Below are 19222 nucleotides of genomic sequence, written 5' to 3' on the forward strand. Positions count from 1 at the left end.
TCAATGCTGACATCTTATTGAAGTAGAGCAATTTTTATCCATTTGAGTTCTTTTTCACCTAAAGGCAATTTTAAGCAGAGGCTTGATATAATTGTCTTTTGTAAATAGACCATCAAAATTGATAAACTAGCAACTACCCAGAATTCGGGTATAACTTGAGGATTAATGGCAAATATTCTTACCAGAGGCTTCCAATAATATAAAAAGAAAATATGCCAGAGATAAATCCATAAAGATGAACTACCTAGATAAATAAACCATTGTTCTAGATGGGTTGTTTTGAGAAATTTAGAATGATTTTTACTGACATAAGTGGCCATTACATAAAAAATAATTGTCATCAAAATACTGTAAGAAATATAATAAAGTGTCGGGGGATATTTGTATTTTTGAGTTAAGACAAAAGAGCCAGTATCTTGACTATAATTTATCGCTAGAGTCACAAAGATTACAGCAAATCCTAACGCTATTGTTAAGAGTTTCTTCTGAGTAATTTGAGTGATGACAATTCCTAAAGCGAATAAAAGACTATAGGGAATAAGTAACATAATTATTTGAGACATCAACAAACTTACAAAAATTCTTTGATACAAAAAATCGCTAAAACTTGATATTTGAGTGAAAGACAAACTATTAAACCAATAGACGAAGTCATCCAGAATAAAGCACCAGAAACTATCACCATTAAAGGAACATCAAAGTTTCTCAGTTGATAAATAAAAACCTCAGTTTTTGGCAAAGTATGAGCGAGTATAATACAAAATATGCCAAGGGTTTTTAGAATATCGAACTCTAAGGAACGAGTCCGAATAACCCTTGGGTTCAACTCATTAAAATGAGCATTAGAATTAGGTAAGGTCATATTTTTGTAAAGTTTATGGAAACAGGTATTATCAACCTTATCAGAAAATCGTATAATAGGAACAATACCGTCAAGATTTTAATCTATGACCGAAACCCTAGCGATTACTACATCTAACCTCACCAAGCAATTTGACCGTCAAGTTGCCATTAATAAGGTAGAATTACAAGTCGAAAGCGGCGAAGTTTATGGGTTAATTGGTCCCAATGGTGCGGGTAAAACGACCTTAATCCGAATGTTAGCCGCAGCAGAAGAACCCACCACAGGAGAAATTTATATCTATGGCGATCGCTTATTACGAGATAATAGTCATCCCCGTCTCAAACAAAAATTAGGCTATCTTCCTGATGATTTTCCCTTATATGAGGATCTCAATGTTTGGGACTATTTAGATTATTTTGCTCGACTATATCATCTCAAATCCTTGAATCGTCGTCGTCGGGTTCAAGAAGTCTTAGAATTAGTCCAATTAACGAGTAAACGAGACAGTCGCATTAATACCTTATCACGGGGAATGAAACAGAGGTTAAGTTTAGCTCGTACTATTTTACATGATCCGCTTTTGTTATTATTAGATGAACCTGTTTCTGGTTTAGATCCCATTGCGAGAATGCAGTTTAGAGAGATTATTCGGGTACTGCAAACCATTGGTATGACAATTTTAATTTCGTCCCATGTCCTCAGTGATTTAGCTGAATTATGTACATCAGTTGGTATCATGGAACTAGGCTTTTTAGTAGAAAGTACCTCTCTTAAAGAACTGTATCAACGGTTATCCCATCAACAAATTATTATTAAAACTTTAGGAGATTTAGAGGCATTAAAACGAGAAATAAAGCCATTTGCTCAAGTAGAAGAATGGGAAATCATGCCCCATCAAAATAGTTTACGGGTGAATTTTTCGGGAGGTGATGAAGACAGTGCAGAATTATTGCGATCGCTGATTAATGCGGGAATTCCTATCTGTGAATTTCATTGTACTCAAGAAGATTTAGAGTCTATTTTCTTGAAATTAGGACATAAACAGGTTTCTTAAATAATAAGCAATACTCACACAACATTCTAAGAGGAATTATCAATGTTTATCAGTTATTTAGATCGATTAGGAGATTGGAACCCTCAATTATTTCGGGAAGTCAAAGGCAGGTTAAACTTCCGAAATTTAGGGATTGCAGGAGCAATTGCTATACTCGGTCAAATCCTACTTTTATTAACCTTTAGTGGACAACTTCCCACAGATCTTGATGCTTTGAATGATCCTCCATTTCAATATAGTCGTTATTGTACAGCAACCGCACCACCAGGGTCTTATGCACCTTATAAACAATTATATTGTATTCAGGATTTATTTGGTAATTGGGTGATTAATTGGCAACTTTGGTGGTTAGATATTTTTAACACCTTAAGCGTAGTTGGTTTAGTTATCCTGTTGACTACTGGTATATTTTTACTGATTGCAGATTTATCACGAGAAGAAAATCGAGGGACTTTTAATTTTATTCGTTTAAGTCCCCGTTCTGCTAATAATATTTTGTTAGGTAAAATTTTAGGGGTTCCCTGTGTTATTTATTTTCTCTGTTTACTCTTATTTCCCTTGCATTTAATTGCCGGATTTCAAGCTCATATTTCTCCTAGCTTGCTATTAGCTTATTATGGAGTAATTATCGCTAGTTGTGGCTTCTTTTATAGTCTAGCTTTACTATTTGGATCAGTCAGTTCAGGGTTAGGAGGATTTCAGTCTTTTCTGGGTAGTGGGGTGATTTTATTCTTCCTATTTATAATGACAAGTATCACCTTTTCTTCTAGTGAATTAGTTTCTCATACTCCCTTAGATTGGATAATCTTGTTTTATCCAGGCAATCTATTATCCTACTTAGTTGAGTCTACCTATCTTCCTCCTGATACAGCAAATTTGCAATACGAAAGTTTTTATAATCTAGCTTGGTATGGACAACAATTGTGGGAAAATCCTATCCTGGGAATTGGCTTCATTTTGGGCAATTATAGTTTATGGACTTATTGGATCAATCAATCCTTAGATCGACGTTTTCGTAATCCTAATGCCACTTGGTTTAGTAAATTAAATAGTTACTATTTGTCAGCAAGTTTCATCATTATTGTGACAGGTTTTGTATTTCAATCGGGACGTAATGGCAATTTTGAACGTCATATTTTTGAGAACTTTGCTGTCTTACAAATATTCATTGTTTTCTTTGCTTGTTTCTTAATGGTTGCCCTAAGTCCGAACCGTCAAACTTTGCATGATTGGGCCAGATATCGCCATCAAAATCAACCTAACCGCCGTTCTCTTTTACAAGAGTTAATCTTAGGAGAAAAAAGCCCCTCAACCCTTGCGATCGCCTTTAATCTAGGGATTATGTTTCTCTATTTAATTCCTGGAATTATTATGGCTCCGATCAACAATTCTTTGGGGGTTTTCGTCGGTTTATTCTTGAGCATGAATGTGATCTTAATTTACGCGGTAATTGGTCAAAGAATTCTGTTACTGAAAATCCCTAAACAAACTTTAGTCGCTGGTGCAGTGGTAGGAATTTTAATGTTTTTCCCGCCCATTTGTTTTAGCATATTAGGGGGACTACCGCATCAATCTTTTACCCCTTGGTTATTTACTTTTTTTAGCATAGCGTTTCTCAATAATCACCTAAAATCTTTACAAATTATGTCAGTTTTGTTCTCCTTATTAAGTCAATGGGGAATCATCGCTTTAGCAGGATTTGAGATGAGTAAACGATTTAAAAAAGTAGGGGAATCTGAAACAAAAGCATTACTGAAATGATGTAAAGTTGTACGGTGGTAAGCTAAAACGCATTTAAAATGCGTTTTAGCAAGGAAAAATGCGAGAGAAATGAAAATTAAAGTTGAAAGAAAAGCAAAAGCTGAAGTTTATGACAAATCAATTATAAAGGTAGATATTGAACTCTGTTAGCTAAATCTTCTGCTTCACTAGCTTTAGCAATAATTTCTAAGTCGCGGATACAATCACCAATAGAAACCCGTGTTTGACGGGCATATATAACTCCTGTAAAATTTCTACCTTCAGTTTGACAAAGATTTGCCTCCACTAAAAAATCTTGATCCTGTGAAAAGATAACACGCTTAATTTCTATGGCACGGTTAAGCACTTCTACATCAGAAATCCCCTTACGATTATCTTCTTGAACTGTTAAGACATCTACACCCCGCCGACGTAACTCTTCTGTAATAGGTTTAGGGATATGCTCATCCATATATAAAGCTATTGTCACTTAAATTAATCCTTGGGCGCGAAGTTTTTTAGACAAAGGAGATTCACCTGCTTCATTTTGTAAGCGTTCCGAATATTGTTCTCGTCGTTCCATATCGGCATCAATTTCTTCTTGATGATCCCAATAATAAGCTAACGCAGAATGAATTTGACTCAAGCTGAGATGAGGATAATTTTCGTGTAATTCTTGAGGAGTCCAATGATAAGCTTTAACTGAGGTAATCAGTTCAACGACTTTCATGGTGGTTCGGGCAATGATGGGAACGTTGCGCTCATCAAGTTGGATATGTTTGTATTCTGTAGTTGTAAGATTCATAGTTTTATCTGATTATTTATTGTTTAAATTAACTTGATTTTAAACCAATTTTTGTCTATTTTTCAAGATTGTTCTTGACTCACTCATTATCTTCTCCAATCTAACATAATCGGGATTATGTCATGATAAATCATGCCACGCTTGATAAAATTCAGGATAGGTTAATGTTTGGGCGCATTTCCAGATAATTTTATAGCAATACTTGAATCTATCTAATTCATTATTAGCCGCAAAATTATGAGGTATAATATTTGAAGGAACATTAGCATTTACGCTAAAAAATTCATCTAGTCTAGACGATATTAGGTTCTTAAGTTCACTGTTTATGAAAGTTATCATTTCTTCATGTGATAGTCCCTTTGATTCGGTTTTCACTCTTGTATCTCCATTATCATTACCATCATTATTTTTATCATCCACTAATAGACATTCTTCAATAAAAGGTAGAATATTCTTGTACAGTTGCTCATCTCTATTTTCAAGTTGACAAATACTAATGTGATCTTTGTCCAAAGACACAATATTAACCCTTGATAACTTTGGATCTGCGCTGTTACAATCAACAACAACTTCGCTAATACGCTTTCCTAACCAATTTGTTTTATTAAGGGGTGTTGCTTGCTGTTCACAAAAAGCTTGTACTTGAATATTTAGGTCATCAAAATTGTTGCGAAACCAGGTATTCAAAGTAAGTAAATTAGGTTGATCTTTTTTCAGAGTCTTGACAAGCTCTGTTGTCTGTAAAATAGAATAGTCTACCAAATTGTAGACCAAAATTTTCTCTTAAGCAATACTTCCCCGTTTCCTTGCTTCCTTATAAGAAGTTCCCACATTTTGTAAACCAACCCGAATCATTTGTTGTTCTAATAATGCAAAAAACCGCACTCTATCTCCACCTCTTATAACTGCTTGGTTATGAGACTCGGCCAAAGCAACAGGATAACCATAACCTTTACTAACTTGAGCTAACATAATTCCTAATGCTTGATTCAATAATGCCTCATCTTCTACTACCCATGCAGGAAATTCCACTCGTGCAATTTCTGTCCCTACATTTACATAACAAAAATAGATACGTTGTGGTTCAGAATACAAGTCTAAAATACGGGCCGAACTTTGCCATAATGGCCCCCTTTCTCCAGGTTCAAGATTTTGTCCCCAAAGGTTAGTATCTCGCAAGGGTTCAATAATTTGACAAGGGGCCTTTTTTTCTCCCAAGTTCATACAGTTAACTACACAATTTGGGGTGTCAAAAGTACAACTATGTAAGCGTAAAAAGTTAACCCCTTCCACACTACGAGACGCGCTGAGATAACCCATCAAAGGAATACGAGCAGCCCGTAATTGTTCCCAAGCTTCTTGAATAGGAGGTAAAATAAGATCACGGGCATCATGGGCTAACCCGTCCAAAAACCAGTACACTAAAGAACCATCTACCATCGCTAAATTGGGTTGATAATGGGCCCCTGGAGGCTTTACCCAACCGCAGGCCATTTCTGATAATAATTGCGCTTCTAACACTGTACGACGATAGCCTAACCATTCTTCTGTACGAATACCCCATTGTTTGGAAACATAAAGATCTTCGGGACGATAATAAACTTCTGGCAAACTATCAAGAAGTGGGTGTAAATTTTGTCCATAATGGAGCATAACGCGCCCCACATTAATTAAATAACAATAGGCGATTTCATGGTGAGACGGGGCAATTTGTGAGCCATCTGTTGCAAAGACACTATGACTATTGGGAGGCGCAGGAATGCTTAAACGAGTGTCTAAAGGTTCGATGGGAATGGCAGCAGAAAAAATCAGGCGATCGCGCCAAGTTTTGTATTGTTCAATTAATTCTTCTTGTCTTTTTTGAGTTTCTTGTAAAATGATTTGGGCCTGTTCTAACCGTTGATAACTGGCGGTCATTTCTTGTTTAAAATGTTGACTAATTCCTGGGATTTTTCCGGCAAGTTTAGCAATATCAAGCATGATTTTTTACTACCTATTTATTCTCTAAATTATTAACCAATCAAAAATATTTTTAACTGTTAATTGCCAATTATCTAAAATATTTAAAACAGGTAAAATCTCTAATTCCGAAAATATTTCTGGTAATTGATTCGGTTTTAAAATCATTACTGATTCGTCCTCTGGATCGATTAACCAGCCTAATTCTGTCCCTTGTTTTAAACAAAATAAAATCTTTTTAATTACCTTATTAGGTGATTGTTCAGGTGATAATATCTCAATAATCCAATCAGGATAAATTTCAAACTTATTAGCAATTTTACCTTGAGGAGTTTTCGGGATTCTTTGCCAACTAAAAACCGCTACATCTGGAACAAAAGAACGTCCCCCAAAAGTACAGCGCAACTCAGGAAAAGCATAGGCTAATTTTTGAGATTTTCCCAGTTTATTAATAGCAGAAACTAATTCCCCTTGTAAGGTACTATATTCTCCTTGTGGCATTGGTTTTTGATAGATTACTCCATTAATATATTCCCTGGCCGGTTTAGTTTCTGGAATTTCTAGAAATTCCTCAAGGGTTAAAGATTGTTTGATATTTTTAGCAATAACCATTGATTTTACTCCTTGATTTGTTTTCTAAAGTTTGGTGTAGGGGTAATTCATGAATTACCCCTACGGTATCAATTATTAAATAACAAATAAATACAATAATACCAGATAATAAAACAAAATCCCCCGTCTTGTCAGCGAGGGATAATTATTCAGTCAGGATTTTGAGTTATTTTTAATTTTCAGGTTTAACTTGATTGGAAGTACCAGAAAGTTGTTCTTCTAGTCGTTGCCGTTGTATTTCTTTAAAAGATTTAGCGGCTTCATTGAGTCCATTTATGGTATCTTCAGCAAATTCGCCCCCACCACGACTCCTTTCTAAATTAGCACGGTGCATTAATCCCAAAGGATTCATAAAATTGCCCATTTCCCCATTAGGTTTAGCTTCATTGCTTTGATAGGGATCTTGATTTGTATTACCGAAATTCACAGATTGCGCTACCATCATGGGTGCGAGTCCTGTGAGACTACCAACTAGGGTAAAAACGAAAGCGAGTTTTTGAGTAGATTTATTCAGCATGATGGAAGTTCACTCCTATACACAACCAAAAAGCGTTACCTTAAGCAAAACGGCGACGGAGTAACGGTTGAATTACTAACAATATTAACGCATCAAAGCCCAGTAATAACAAGAGAACTCCGGCGAAATTAACCTCTGTCCAAGGGGTCTGCAATACCACACTATTGAAAGCCCATTCCCCATTAAGATAAATATAACGGATGGGTTCAATGGCATAGGTTAAGGGGTTTAAACTAGCCACCACCTGTAACCATTGGGCCATGAAGGATAAGGGGGCCAAGGCGGTACTGGCAAAAAGTAGGGGTAAATTGGTGACAAAAATTACGGCAATTAATTCAATATGGCCCGGTAAAGCAAAAGCTAAACCTAAACTTAATCCTGTGACTCCAAAGACGATGAGAAAAACAATTAACGCGATCGCTCCTAATCCGGCTAAATTGGGTAAACCCGCCCCTAATATGGCACTGGCCCCGACAATAACCGCCGTTTGAATGAAGCTGAGAACCATAATATAGAGGGTAGAAGCAGCCACAATGGAGTAACGGGAGGCTAAAGGAGCGACTAATAAGCGGTTGAGAAAGCCAAATTCTCGATCAAACATGACGGGAAGTCCCGCATTTAAGGCCCCAGAAAAGGCGGTAAAAACGATAATGCCAGGGGAGAGAAATTTAGCATAGTTGAGATCTTGCCCAAATAATCCTTGAGGGGCATTATAAAACAAGGCCCCAAATAGAATTAACCACATAAACGGTTGGATAATTCCTGCGATTAAGGTTGAGGGACGACGCTGTAATTGAATAAAGAGACGTTTAGTCATGGCCAAGGTTTCTTGGACAAAATCTGCCAAAAAGTTTTCCCGCTCATCCACAGAGGGGACAATATTGGGGGATAAACTGGCTGGAAATTTGGAAGGGGTAATGGTTTGACTCATAAGTCTTATTTCAGTAAAGTTACTTCATCTGTTGTTTTTTCTCAGCTTTGAGATCTCGACTTCCTGCGGCAGCTAATTCAGCGTCCATCAGGGTTTGTCCTGTGGCGGCCAGGTAAACATCATCCAGACTAGGCCGAGATTGGGCTAAGCTGAAAATGGGTAAGTTAACGGTTTCTAAGGTTTGTTCAATTTTGCTTAAGGGGTTACTCCCTGGGGTTACTATCAAGTTTAAAGAATTTCCTTGGGCCGTATTGATGATAATTTCTTCGACAAAGGGGAGTCCTTGCAGCATCGTTTGGGCCTGTTGTGCTTCTGGAAAGGGCGAAAATTCCCGAATGCGGAGGGTGACGCGATCGCCTCCTAAGCGGTTTTTTAACTCTGTGGAGGTTCCTTCGGCGATCACTTTTCCTTGATCAATAATCACTAAGCGATCGGCTAATGCGTCAATTTCTTCGAGATAATGACTGGTGATCAAAACCGTTGTCCCTGCGGCTTTTAGTTGTCTGAGGAAGTCCCAAACAATAACACGGCTTTCGATATCTAAGCCTACGGTGGGTTCATCTAAGACTAACACAGTGGGCTGATGAAGTAATCCTGCCGCTAAGTCAAGACGTTTACGAATACCCCCTGAATAGGTTCCGGTTTTGCGATCGCTATATTCCTGGAGATCTAATAAGGTCAATAATTGCTCAATGCGTTCTTTCCCTTGAGGTTTGGGGAGATGATACAGGGCTGCTTGTAATTCTAACAATTCTCGCCCCGTTAGCATCTTATCTAAGGCGACTTCTTGAGCGACATAACCCAAACGACGACGGGCAGCTTTGGGCGCGTCTAAGACGGAAATTCCCCCAACTTCTAGGCGGCCACTGTCAGGTTTGGCTAAGGTACATAAACAGCGAATGGTGGTGGTTTTTCCGGCCCCGTTGGGCCCCAGTAAGCCAAAAATCTCCCCTGGTTGAACGGTAAAGGAGATGTCTTTGACAGCTTCTACTGCACCATAACTTTTTTTTAGGGACTCGATTACAATCGCAGGAGTCATAATGGGTCTATCTTGGCCAATCAGGATACAAATCTTAAAGCAATTTTCTCTGTCTCTATTGTAAACAATTGACTTCTATCTTATGGTCTGACAGAGTTAAAAGATGGTAAGGTGCTAATTAATTTGGTTTTTTTTAAGAAATTGTCATAAAATTTTGCCTAGAATTCTTAAAATTGTCTAAAACTAATCTTCGTTTCCCGAAAACGGATGTTACTATCAGATGCAATAATTTAGGGAAAATTGATAATAAACTTTATGAAAAATATAGCATCTCAGGAATACCAAAAAGAGTCAACTCTTTTGATTGAGTACCAAAGACAACTGACTCTATCGTTATCAGAGATTAAGACAGTTATTAACCTTTTAGATCAACCCATAGCTACCCCTAATGAGGAGCAGAAATTATGGGAAAAAGTTGCCTTAGCTAACCGTTTAGTTACTCAGGTCACACAAAGACTGGAATATCTTGAACAACAACGCCAATTATTGCAAGATGAACCCCGTTTTGCTGAGATCGAAAATCACGAAGCAATTCGGGATTTAATGGCTCATAAGTTAGAAGAGATTAGACAAAAAACTGAACAGTGGAAATATATTGCCTAAGAAAATTAAGCATCGGGGACTGACCTGATGCTTAATTTTTATGACTGTGTTAGAATCGACTAAGAAAACTGAAAACTGTTGTTGTTCCCTATTCCTTATTTCATCCTTAACTTGTTAGAGCTTGTACATTATTATTTTTCGTTTTAAAAAGTATAAAATTGGAAGGAATTTAGGAGGTAAAGATTTTTCAATCCTCCTAAATACCAACAAACCTAAACCTTTCTAACTCTTTCTCCCTTACTCGCTAAACAAGCTAACCCGATACAAAGTAAGGCATTTACCCCTAAGAATGCCCTCGAAATATCCACAGAAGGCATTCCCCAAACCCCAGGGGCGATCGCAGCATGAACCGTTAAACAGGAAGCAACCCCCAAAGCAGTCCCCACCGCAAACCATTTCCAGCTACGATGGCCGAGTAGAATGGCAATTAAGCCAAAAGGTAGTAAAACACTCCCTAAGAAGGGGTTAAGTAAGGCAGTCCCTTGGATAGAATTAGCTAATTCGGGTAAAGAACTCCCCATGACACGAAACGGCCATTGAGGTAAGTCAAAGATATAAATTCCTTGTAGGAAGAATAAACCAGAACTTCCTAACACTAAACCCCAGTTAAACGGGGTTCCCCAAGCAAAAGGAAAATAATTGCGTAACAAGAAAGCCAAAAGATAGGAACCCAAAACCATCAACAGTTTAGGTAACAGGGCCACAACCCCACCATCTATCCAAAAACGGGGGTTTAAATAACCACTATCCCGTAACCACCGGAAGAAGTCACGGAAGGTAATTTTGCCTTTGATGGCTAATTTAACTGCTTCTCCGGCATCTAATTGACCTGCGCCATAATGGTTAAAGGGGTCTTCTTGAACTTTGCGAGAAGACTGGGTAAGAACTGCTAAAATTTCCTCTGGTTGCTTAATACCAGCAGCTTTAACTAAAGCAGCAACACCGGCCACATGAGGGGCCGCCATACTGGTTCCCTGGAAACCGGAAAATACGGCTTCTCCGGTATTGGGGTCAATGGTTTCTTGGACAATCTTACCGCTATCACTGCCACCAGGAGCAGAAATATCAACCCCTGCGCCATAATTAGAATAGGGGGCTTTCTTGCCAGCAGCATCTAAAGCAGAAACACTGATCACTTTAGGATAGCGGGCCGGATAAGAGGCAGCATTTTGATTAGAATTACCCGCCGCCGCAATAATAACCACCCCTTTTGAGTAAGCATAGTCGATCGCATCTTTCATGACCTGACTTTCGCCACCGCCCCCAAGACTCATATTAATGATATCAGCCCCATTATCTGCTGCAAAACGGATAGCGTCGGCAATATCTGAGACGGTTCCCCCTCCTTGGGCCGCAAGGACTTTTAAGGGCATAATTTTAGCTTGATAAGCAATACCAGCTACGCCATAATTGTTATTGGTAGATTGGGCGATAGTTCCCGCTACATGGGTTCCGTGACCATTATCATCAGAAGCATCATTGCGATCGTTCACAAAGTCGTATCCTGAGACAAATTCGGTTTGTCTTAAGTCGGGAACTCGACTAACTCCAGTGTCAATGACAGCAACAGTTATGCCTTCCCCTTTGGTTTCTTCCCAGGCCCGTTCAACATTAATATTATGCAGGTTCCATTGTTTGCTATATTCTGGATCATTGGGGGTTTCTAAGGCTTGATAAATATAGTTAGGTTCAATATATTCAACATATTTTTTCAGGGGCGATTTTTTGAGTTGGTTGAGAGTTTTTTCATCTCCTGAGAGAGTATAAATATGTTGGTCAATGGCATAAATACTATTGAGACTGGCTGTGGTTTTGTAGTTGGTGGCGATCGCATTTATTTCTTCGCTTAAAACTGCTGTGGGCAAATTTTCACGGAAATTAACAATCACAGAATCGTATTTTCCTTGGGTGGCCAACCCTTTAAAATTGGTTAGGGCAACCCAGAGGCCCACGATAAATAGGATGAGGAATAAAAGTTTTTTCATGGCTGATGACCCTCCGTAATGTGGTCTTGTGTCTTTTAGGATAGCGCAAAATGAGAAGTTAAAAGTTAAATTACTACATCTTAAGATAAAGTACAATCAAAATGATTGGCTAACAGATAGTTAGTAATAATCAGATTCAATAATTAAGAAGGCATAGTAAAATGGTCAAAAAAATTGCTCTATTTAATCATAAAGGTGGTGTGAGCAAAACAACCACAACGTTTAATTTAGGTTGGATGCTTGCTTCTAAAGGATATAAAGTCATTTTAGTAGATACTGATCCTCAATGTAATTTAACAGGAATGGCTTTAGGAGAAGCAACTGAGGAAGATGAAGATAGAATTGAAGAAATTTATCATACAAGATCAAATATTAAGACAGGTTTAGCACCTGCTTTTGAGTCTCAACCAAGAGCAATTGAAGCAGTAGATTGTATTACCATAGGGGATAAAGAAGGATTATTTTTATTACCTGGTCATGTGGGATTTGCTGAATATGAAGTAACATTAGGTATTGCTCAAGAGTTAACGGGTTCTATTCAAGCTCTTAAAAATTTACCAGGTGCTATTACTGATTTATTAAATAAAACAGCTACTAAATTTAAGGCTGACTATATGTTAATTGATATGAGTCCCAGTCTAGGAGCGATTAATCAAAATTTATTAATGACCAGTGATTTTTTTATTGTTCCTACTACTGCTGACTTCTTTTCTTTAATGGCAATTGATTCTTTGTCTAAGGTTCTACCAAAATGGTATAACTGGGCTAAGATGGCAAGTTCATTACCAATATTAAAAGAAGCAAATTATCCATTTCCTGATGTAAGGTTAAAGTTTCTAGGTATTATTGTTCAAAATTTTCGCATTATTCGTGGTAAAGAAACAGCCGCTTTTGAAAAGTGGATAAACAAAATTCAAGAGGATGTTTCTACTAAATTAGTTCCTGTTTTGCAGCATCACAATATGATGTTTCCTTATGTAGTTTATAAAGAGCAAGGAATAAATGACAGTTATTGTCTAACAAAAATCGCAAATTTCAATAGTTTAATTGCTTTATCTCAAGAGCATCGAACTCCAATTTATGATTTAACTTCTGAACAGTTAGGACAAACGGGAGTAGTTTTGCAAAAAAGTCAAGAAAAGCAAAAAGAATTTAGACAAACTTTTTCAGATTTAGCAGATAGAATAATTAAATTAACTTCAGCTTATGCAGTCAGCAATTGATCAATTTAGAGTTAGTATAGAACGAGTTAGAGATCTCATTGCTTTGCATAATTCTGTTAAAGCTCAATCTACTGCTGCGCTGGATTTATCAGATATATTAAGAGCAGCTTTAGTGTTATCTGTTAGTGCCTTAGATTATTATATTCATGAAGTAGTAACATTAGGAATGTTAGAAATTTATCGAGGACAACGTTCTGAACCTAACCCGTCTCGTAATTCATCTAAATCAGCCTTTTCTCGGTTTAACATTTCATTAGGAGGAGCGCGTCAAGAGAGACAAATAGCCTCAGATATTTCTTCTTGGTTAGAAAATGAAATTCAAGAAAAAGAAGGATATCAATTTTTAGAGAAATCTTATTTAGTTTCTGATTTACTTCCTATTATATCTAACAGTATTTTGAACAGACTCAATAATACTGCTTGGTTAGAAGATGAAATTCGAGAAAATCTCGGATATAAAAGCTTTCAGCAACCTGATAAAATTGCTGAGGCCATTAAATTAATTTCGGATAAGAAATTATGGGAGGAAGTTGCTACTAGCATGAACAAAGATGCACAATATATTAAACAACAGCTAACTTTCATAGTTGATCGTAGGAATAAAATTGCTCATGAAGCTGATATTGATCCTACTTATAACTTAGGCAACCGTTGGCCGATTAATGAATTCTTAGTCAATGATGCTGTTAACTTTATTGAACAAATTGTTGAAAGAATTCATCAAGTTTTATAAAATTATTGAACTAGAGACGTTTAATGAAACGCCTCTACATATTAATCAAACTGCATCTTTTAATTCATCAATGCGGGCTAAAACTTCAGCACTATGAATAGCTGGCCTTACCCCTAAAAATCGTTCCCTTAAGATACCATTGGGATCAATTAAATAGGTATGACGTAAAGACATTCCAGTCAAAAAAGAGCCATAAAGTTTACTAACTTTTCCCGTTGTATCTGCTAACAAAGGAAACTTTAAACCCTCCGCATCACAAAACTCTCGATGAGAGTCAACATCATCGACACTAACCCCTAAAATTTGGGTATTTTGTGCTTGATATTTCGGTAAATCTTGTTGAAAACGACGCGCTTCTAAGGTACAACCAGGGGTAAAATCTTGGGGATAAAAATACAATACCACCCATTGACCTCGATAATCTGATAAGGAAATCTCCCCATCTCCTGTATTTGTTGGTAAGGTAAAATCAGGGACAGGTTCATTAATCGGAAGTTGTGGCCCTCCTAACGCTAAAACAGGCGAATGAACCCCAAAAATTGTCAATGCGATCGCTAAAATGACACTCAAAACAGTACGACGAGACATAATGACTAATGATGATTGAAGATCTACTTAATATAAGTTTACAGTTATTTCTCCAACCTAAACTTTCCGGGTTTTTTCCCACAGTCAGCATTAAAGAAGTCAGAAGGCAGCTTTGAGATAACTAATAGCAATAGGACTCCTTCGCAGATCTGACTCCCTAACTGGGTTCTTGTACTAAGATTTTTGATCTGACTTTGATAAATTATCGCCATTGAACTGATTAACAACAATTATCGCTTTTGGGAAAAAGTTTTCGATAATGGTCTGATAGGTTTTAGACAAATTCATTCTAATTTCTTCTATTTGTTCTAAAATATCATTTCCCCAAGCATTAAAGATTTTTTCTAGAATTTTTTTTCTTGTTTCTTGGCTTACTCCTACTAATTTGCCTGTATCTAAATCAATAAAAACAGTTTTAAATATTTCCTGCCCTTTAATTATATTAATTTCATCAATTTCTAATCTTTTCAAATTTTTTATATCAAGAAAAAATGTTTCATTAGTAATCTGAGTAACCATTGATTTTACATCATATTGAGTTAAATTGTTTCTTTTTGCCACATTTCCCAGATCATTATTAAAAAGCTGTTCTGCAATAAATCGGGCATATCTGTGAGTATATTTTTTCTTCTTTCCGACAAAGTCTAATTCTTCACTAAAGGGTTTTGCACAACAATTACACTTAAATTGTCGGCGATTAACCCGCAGTATAATTTCCTTTTCTCCCCAATTAATATCTCTCACTAAATACCAATGATTTTGATGCAGTCGATCACTAAGTTGATTACAGGTCGGACAGATAACGGTTTGACATTCTACTTCGACATCCAAAATAAAGGTGTTGTCAATGGTTTCTTTCGCCGTAACAATTACCCCTGGAAATCCCAGGATTTTAGTAAGTTCACGTTTCATTTTTCTGGATTTTTGGGGACAGTTACTAATAGTTTAGCATAAGAGTTTTAAAATGATATTTGAGGGGAGTTTTCTTTGTGTAAATTTTACGAATTTACTGCCAGTATTGAAGATTAAACACTAAAGAATAATGGGATTTGAATGAATAATTTATTTATATTAAGGGTATTTAAAAAAATAGCTTGATATATGTAAAAATATTTAGTTAGATAAAAAAGGTAACTTCAACAACTCTTTAGTTGTCTTTATCTGATCGCTTTCCAGCATAAAGAAAAAAAGTAAAAAAGTAGTTAATATTCCAAGGGTGATTACTCAAAACTTAACTCTATAAAGCTTGTGGAGAAGGTCTAGCGGGGCTTGAACCCCTGATTTTTCGGTCAATAATTCCATAACACCCTAAACTTAAGGCAACCAAGGATATTGACGAAAATTAGGGGGACGTTTCTCTAAAAACGCCTGTTTTCCCTCTGCTCCTTCTTCCGTCATATAATAAAGTAAGGTTGCATTGCCAGCTAATTCCTGTAACCCGGCCTGTCCGTCACAGTCAGCATTAAAGGCAGCTTTGAGACAACGAATCGCAATAGGACTCTTTTCTAAAATTTCACTGGCCCATTGAACCCCTTCTGCTTCCAACTGTTCAACAGGAACCACACAATTAACTAACCCCATATCTAAAGCTTGTTGCGCGTCATACTGACGACAGAGGAACCAAATTTCTCTCGCTTTTTTCTGCCCCACAATACGGGCCAAATAACTTGCCCCAAACCCCCCATCAAAACTGCCCACTTTCGGCCCTGTTTGCCCAAAAATAGCGTTATCCGCAGCGATGGTCAGATCACAGATCAAATGTAGTACATGACCTCCACCAATAGCATAACCTGCAACTAAAGCAATCACCACTTTAGGCATTGAACGAATGAGACGTTGTAAGTCAAGGACATTTAAACGGGGAACCCCTGCATCATCAATATAACCTGCCTGTCCCCTCACACTTTGATCGCCCCCGGAACAAAAGGCATATTTTCCATCGGTATGCGGGCCGGCCCCCGTTAATAAAACTACCCCAATTCTACTATCTTCACGGGCATCACAAAATGCGTCATAAAGTTCAAAGACGGTTTTGGGGCGAAAAGCATTGCGTTTGTGGGGACGGTTAATCGTGATTTTAGCTATGCCACCTAATTTATGATATAGGATATCTTCGTAGGTTTTGGCATTTTGCCAGGCAATTTCCATCAGTTAGGGCGAAATAATGTCAACTTTCTATCTTACCCTGACAGGTCGTCAGGCAAAATAAATTTTCCTTAACCCCTAAGCCCTAAACCGATAGCAGTACGCCAAGAGTTATGGTAGGGGTCAACGGCCGTTGACCCCTACATCAGAAGGTTTCAGCTTTGATGAATGTCCTAACCTTAATCCGTAGAGCTATAGTTTCGATAAGTTATCCCCTGTAACCCGACAGATTCGCCAGTCAGGTAAGACATCTGCTCCAAGGCTTTGATAAAATCGGATAGCGGGATCATTCCAATCCAAAACACTCCATTCTAGTCGCCCGGCATCTCGTTCTACTGCTAATTGTGCCACATAAGTTAAAAGGGCTTTCCCAATACCGCGACGACGATAAGGCGGTAAAACAAAAATATCTTCCAAATATAAACCAGGTTTGGTCAGAAAAGTTGAATAATTGCTGAAAAATAGGGCAAACCCCACGGTATTTCCTTCCCATTGAGCGATGATCGCCTCTGCATAAGGTTTTTCACCAAAAAGATGCTTTTCTAAGGCTTCAGGGGTTCCTGTTACCTGATGGGAGAGTTTTTCATAGTCAGCTAACGCTTGAATTAGGCTGAAAATATCGGAAACATCAGCAGGGTTTGCAGGACGAATGATGAGATTTTCCACAGTGAACAAAGATAGGATTGAGCCAAAAGACAGAAATCAAAATTGTAAACTTCTGACTTCTGACTTTCGACTTCTGACTTCAATTAAGCCATCCTTTCAGACGACGAGCAACTTGGGGACGACGTAACTTCCGCATGGCCTTACTTTGAATTTGACGAACCCGTTCCCGTGAGAGGTTGAACATTCCGCCAACTTCTTCTAAGGTGTGGGGTTGAGAGGTACATAACCCATAACGCAAAGAAATCACATCTTTTTCCCGTTCTGTGAGAACATCACTCAAGACGGCGGAAATTTCATTGCGTAACATTCCCTCATTCATGCGTTCTTCGGGGAGTTGTAACTCTTGATCTTCGAGTAAATCAACTAATTCGGTGTCCTCTCCTTTACCAACGCGATGATTTAAGGATAAAGACTGTCGCCGCAGTTGCAATAATTGACGCAGTTGGGGTGGAGTCACTTCTAATTCGTCGGCCAGTTCCTTTTCACTGGGGTTACGCTGTAATTGTTGCTTTAAAACTCGTTGCGCTTTTTTCAGTTTGTTGAGTTTTTCTACAATGTGAATGGGCAGACGAATGGTTCGCGCATCATTGGCAATGGTACGGGTGATCGCCTGACGAATCCACCAATAAGCGTAAGTGGAGAATTTATAACCTTTGTTGGGATCGAATTTTTCAGCAGCGCGGTTGAGGCCAATTGCTCCTTCTTGAATTAAATCTAAGAAAGGCACACCACGATTAAGATAACGTTTGGCAATGGAAACGACTAGGCGCAAATTCGAGCGAATCATCTTCCGTTTAGCGGTACGTCCTCGATACAGTCGATTTTCAAATTGCCGTTGGTTCTCAAAATCCATGGCCTTGGCCCATTCTGCTTTGCTGGGGGGGCGTTGTAATTCTTCCTGGAGATTTTGGCGTTTTCCCTCAGCTTCAGCTAAAAATTGGACACTATAAGCTAATTCGATCTCTTCTTCTCCGCTTAAGAGGGGATAACGAGCCATTTCTTTGAAAAACGCCCCAACGGTGTCATCAGAGACGGTTTTGCGATATCCCGCCGGATATTGATTCCCTAATTCATCCGATAAACTAGAAAATTCGACTGCTACGGCCTGAAGATCTTTTTCCGTTTGTTCGAGTTCTGCCGCTTCGATTTCCGTTGGGTTAAATTGGTCAGTTAAGGAGTCCGTTGATGTCATCTGTGTCCTGTTCATAAGCTGATAATTTTGAGGAGTAAAACGGGGCAAATTTAATTTGGGGAACAATAAGCGGGGAGACGAAGTCCAATATGTTGTGAAGTCGTTGCTTGTTTGGGTGTAAAGTTAGCTAAGATTTTAAGATTGCCTTAATAATTTGTTTAGCTTTTTTTGATGACCCATAAGCTGAAAAAGAACCAAAAGGGAGATTCAGCAAAGAACCAAACTTATTTGGGTGATCGAGTTTTGAGACTATCGCCTCCAGCCTTAACCAATCGCTAATTTAGAAGACTGATTGCTTATCAGGCTACCAGAACTATTTTGAGTTTTTGTCTATCTAATTACAAAAAGACAAATTGATAAAGAAATACGGGAATATATTGCAGCAAACTATAGAAATTCTTTAACATTTCGTTGTCTCCTCCACACTGCGGTTTGTTTCTCTTGTCTTAAATAACTTATCTGATTTGGGGGGAATTTTTCATCCTGATCGGGATAAAGTTTTATTACAAAATAATCTCAGACAAGTTAAGGGAAAATCGAAAATAAAAATAATTTTCGTATACGCTTATACTTTAACTGATTTCCT

At 37.8% G+C, this 19222-nt stretch carries 21 protein-coding genes; 5 read left to right on the forward strand and 16 right to left on the reverse strand.

Features of this window, described 5'->3' with window-relative positions; all coding sequences use genetic code 11:
* Positions 1-14 precede the first annotated feature (14 nt).
* Positions 15-563: an acyltransferase family protein gene (locus VB715_RS08360; RefSeq protein ID WP_323300740.1), complete on the reverse strand. Its 549-nt coding sequence runs from the start codon at positions 561-563 to the stop codon at positions 15-17.
* An 8-nt stretch (positions 564-571) separates the two neighbouring features.
* Complete coding sequence (locus tag VB715_RS08365) at positions 572-862, reverse strand: hypothetical protein (RefSeq protein ID WP_323300741.1); 291 nt, start codon at positions 860-862, stop codon at positions 572-574.
* An 85-nt stretch (positions 863-947) separates the two neighbouring features.
* On the opposite strand from VB715_RS08365, the gene VB715_RS08370 reads away from it, so the two are divergent.
* Together VB715_RS08370 and VB715_RS08375 are read left to right on the forward strand one after the other, a co-directional pair.
* A complete protein-coding gene (locus tag VB715_RS08370) occupies positions 948-1898 on the forward strand; it encodes an ABC transporter ATP-binding protein (RefSeq protein WP_323300742.1) in 951 nt (316 codons plus the stop codon).
* Between the two features lie 42 nt (positions 1899-1940).
* Positions 1941-3659, forward strand: a complete 1719-nt coding sequence (locus VB715_RS08375) for a hypothetical protein (RefSeq protein ID WP_323300743.1) — start codon at positions 1941-1943, stop codon at positions 3657-3659.
* 121 nt (positions 3660-3780) lie between these two features.
* Here VB715_RS08375 and VB715_RS08380 read toward each other — a convergent pair whose 3' ends face one another.
* The 8 genes from VB715_RS08380 to VB715_RS08415 form a co-directional block, all read right to left on the reverse strand.
* Positions 3781-4128 carry a DUF5615 family PIN-like protein gene (locus tag VB715_RS08380; protein WP_323300744.1) on the reverse strand — a complete coding sequence of 116 codons (348 nt, stop codon included), beginning with the start codon at positions 4126-4128 and terminating at the stop codon, positions 3781-3783.
* The gene (locus tag VB715_RS08385) at positions 4129-4443 is read right to left on the reverse strand and encodes a DUF433 domain-containing protein (protein ID WP_323300745.1); all 315 of its coding nucleotides are present in this window, start codon (positions 4441-4443) and stop codon (positions 4129-4131) included.
* A 120-nt stretch (positions 4444-4563) separates the two neighbouring features.
* Positions 4564-5205, reverse strand: a complete 642-nt coding sequence (locus VB715_RS08390) for a hypothetical protein (protein WP_323300746.1) — start codon at positions 5203-5205, stop codon at positions 4564-4566.
* Between the two features lie 21 nt (positions 5206-5226).
* Entirely contained in the window at positions 5227-6423 is a 1197-nt protein-coding gene (locus tag VB715_RS08395; protein WP_323300747.1) for a DNA double-strand break repair nuclease NurA, read from the reverse strand.
* A gap of 24 nt (positions 6424-6447) precedes the next feature.
* Entirely contained in the window at positions 6448-7014 is a 567-nt protein-coding gene (locus tag VB715_RS08400) for a Uma2 family endonuclease (protein WP_323300748.1), read from the reverse strand.
* 172 nt (positions 7015-7186) lie between these two features.
* Positions 7187-7531, reverse strand: a complete 345-nt coding sequence (locus tag VB715_RS08405) for a hypothetical protein (protein WP_323300749.1) — start codon at positions 7529-7531, stop codon at positions 7187-7189.
* 40 nt (positions 7532-7571) lie between these two features.
* Positions 7572-8462: an ABC transporter permease gene (locus tag VB715_RS08410; RefSeq protein WP_323300750.1), complete on the reverse strand. Its 891-nt coding sequence runs from the start codon at positions 8460-8462 to the stop codon at positions 7572-7574.
* A gap of 19 nt (positions 8463-8481) precedes the next feature.
* Positions 8482-9501 (reverse strand): ABC transporter ATP-binding protein, encoded by a 1020-nt coding sequence (locus VB715_RS08415; RefSeq protein WP_323300751.1) that lies wholly within the window; start codon positions 9499-9501, stop codon positions 8482-8484.
* A 255-nt stretch (positions 9502-9756) separates the two neighbouring features.
* Here VB715_RS08415 and VB715_RS08420 point away from each other — a divergent pair, with 255 nt between their 5' ends.
* Positions 9757-10104: a hypothetical protein gene (locus tag VB715_RS08420; RefSeq protein ID WP_323300752.1), complete on the forward strand. Its 348-nt coding sequence runs from the start codon at positions 9757-9759 to the stop codon at positions 10102-10104.
* Between the two features lie 212 nt (positions 10105-10316).
* Here the strand turns inward: VB715_RS08420 and VB715_RS08425 are convergent, their stop codons facing one another.
* Positions 10317-12089: a S8 family peptidase gene (locus VB715_RS08425; protein WP_323300753.1), complete on the reverse strand. Its 1773-nt coding sequence runs from the start codon at positions 12087-12089 to the stop codon at positions 10317-10319.
* 161 nt (positions 12090-12250) lie between these two features.
* On the opposite strand from VB715_RS08425, the gene VB715_RS08430 reads away from it, so the two are divergent.
* Both VB715_RS08430 and VB715_RS08435 read left to right on the forward strand, forming a co-directional pair.
* Positions 12251-13312, forward strand: coding sequence for a ParA family protein (locus VB715_RS08430; protein ID WP_323300754.1), 1062 nt, complete (start codon positions 12251-12253; stop codon positions 13310-13312).
* Positions 13296-14045 (forward strand): HEPN domain-containing protein, encoded by a 750-nt coding sequence (locus tag VB715_RS08435; RefSeq protein WP_323300755.1) that lies wholly within the window; start codon positions 13296-13298, stop codon positions 14043-14045. Before VB715_RS08430 ends, VB715_RS08435 begins: the two co-directional genes overlap by 17 nt.
* A 45-nt stretch (positions 14046-14090) precedes the next feature.
* Here VB715_RS08435 and VB715_RS08440 read toward each other — a convergent pair whose 3' ends face one another.
* The 5 genes from VB715_RS08440 to VB715_RS08460 form a co-directional block, all read right to left on the reverse strand.
* Positions 14091-14633: a peroxiredoxin gene (locus tag VB715_RS08440; protein WP_323300756.1), complete on the reverse strand. Its 543-nt coding sequence runs from the start codon at positions 14631-14633 to the stop codon at positions 14091-14093.
* A gap of 174 nt (positions 14634-14807) precedes the next feature.
* On the reverse strand, positions 14808-15545 hold the full coding sequence (locus VB715_RS08445; protein ID WP_323300757.1) for a transposase family protein: 738 nt from the start codon (positions 15543-15545) through the stop codon (positions 14808-14810).
* A 402-nt stretch (positions 15546-15947) separates the two neighbouring features.
* Positions 15948-16781, reverse strand: coding sequence for a 1,4-dihydroxy-2-naphthoyl-CoA synthase (gene menB, locus VB715_RS08450; RefSeq protein WP_323300758.1), 834 nt, complete (start codon positions 16779-16781; stop codon positions 15948-15950).
* A gap of 189 nt (positions 16782-16970) precedes the next feature.
* Positions 16971-17444, reverse strand: coding sequence for a GNAT family N-acetyltransferase (locus VB715_RS08455; protein ID WP_323300759.1), 474 nt, complete (start codon positions 17442-17444; stop codon positions 16971-16973).
* A gap of 79 nt (positions 17445-17523) precedes the next feature.
* Positions 17524-18651 carry an RNA polymerase sigma factor, RpoD/SigA family gene (locus VB715_RS08460; protein ID WP_323300760.1) on the reverse strand — a complete coding sequence of 376 codons (1128 nt, stop codon included), beginning with the start codon at positions 18649-18651 and terminating at the stop codon, positions 17524-17526.
* Positions 18652-19222: the final 571 nt, after the last annotated feature.

Origin of the sequence: Crocosphaera sp. UHCC 0190, from assembly GCF_034932065.1 — a bacterium.
Classification (GTDB): Bacteria; Cyanobacteriota; Cyanobacteriia; order Cyanobacteriales; family Microcystaceae; genus UHCC-0190.

Bases quoted from the DNA above. Each gene is read 5' to 3' on its own strand.
- menB (WP_323300758.1), bottom strand. From the start codon at position 16,781: ATGGAAATTGCCTGGCAAAATGCCAAAACCTACGAAGATATCCTATAT.
- VB715_RS08405 (WP_323300749.1), bottom strand. From the start codon at position 7,531: ATGCTGAATAAATCTACTCAAAAACTCGCTTTCGTTTTTACCCTAGTT.
- VB715_RS08440 (WP_323300756.1), bottom strand. From the start codon at position 14,633: ATGTCTCGTCGTACTGTTTTGAGTGTCATTTTAGCGATCGCATTGACA.
- VB715_RS08460 (WP_323300760.1), bottom strand. From the start codon at position 18,651: ATGAACAGGACACAGATGACATCAACGGACTCCTTAACTGACCAATTT.
- VB715_RS08365 (WP_323300741.1), bottom strand. From the start codon at position 862: ATGACCTTACCTAATTCTAATGCTCATTTTAATGAGTTGAACCCAAGG.
- VB715_RS08410 (WP_323300750.1), bottom strand. From the start codon at position 8,462: ATGAGTCAAACCATTACCCCTTCCAAATTTCCAGCCAGTTTATCCCCC.
- VB715_RS08425 (WP_323300753.1), bottom strand. From the start codon at position 12,089: ATGAAAAAACTTTTATTCCTCATCCTATTTATCGTGGGCCTCTGGGTT.
- VB715_RS08420 (WP_323300752.1), top strand. From the start codon at position 9,757: ATGAAAAATATAGCATCTCAGGAATACCAAAAAGAGTCAACTCTTTTG.
- VB715_RS08435 (WP_323300755.1), top strand. From the start codon at position 13,296: ATGCAGTCAGCAATTGATCAATTTAGAGTTAGTATAGAACGAGTTAGA.
- VB715_RS08370 (WP_323300742.1), top strand. From the start codon at position 948: ATGACCGAAACCCTAGCGATTACTACATCTAACCTCACCAAGCAATTT.
- VB715_RS08445 (WP_323300757.1), bottom strand. From the start codon at position 15,545: ATGAAACGTGAACTTACTAAAATCCTGGGATTTCCAGGGGTAATTGTT.
- VB715_RS08395 (WP_323300747.1), bottom strand. From the start codon at position 6,423: ATGCTTGATATTGCTAAACTTGCCGGAAAAATCCCAGGAATTAGTCAA.
- VB715_RS08430 (WP_323300754.1), top strand. From the start codon at position 12,251: ATGGTCAAAAAAATTGCTCTATTTAATCATAAAGGTGGTGTGAGCAAA.
- VB715_RS08360 (WP_323300740.1), bottom strand. From the start codon at position 563: ATGTCTCAAATAATTATGTTACTTATTCCCTATAGTCTTTTATTCGCT.
- VB715_RS08375 (WP_323300743.1), top strand. From the start codon at position 1,941: ATGTTTATCAGTTATTTAGATCGATTAGGAGATTGGAACCCTCAATTA.
- VB715_RS08415 (WP_323300751.1), bottom strand. From the start codon at position 9,501: ATGACTCCTGCGATTGTAATCGAGTCCCTAAAAAAAAGTTATGGTGCA.
- VB715_RS08400 (WP_323300748.1), bottom strand. From the start codon at position 7,014: ATGGTTATTGCTAAAAATATCAAACAATCTTTAACCCTTGAGGAATTT.
- VB715_RS08385 (WP_323300745.1), bottom strand. From the start codon at position 4,443: ATGAATCTTACAACTACAGAATACAAACATATCCAACTTGATGAGCGC.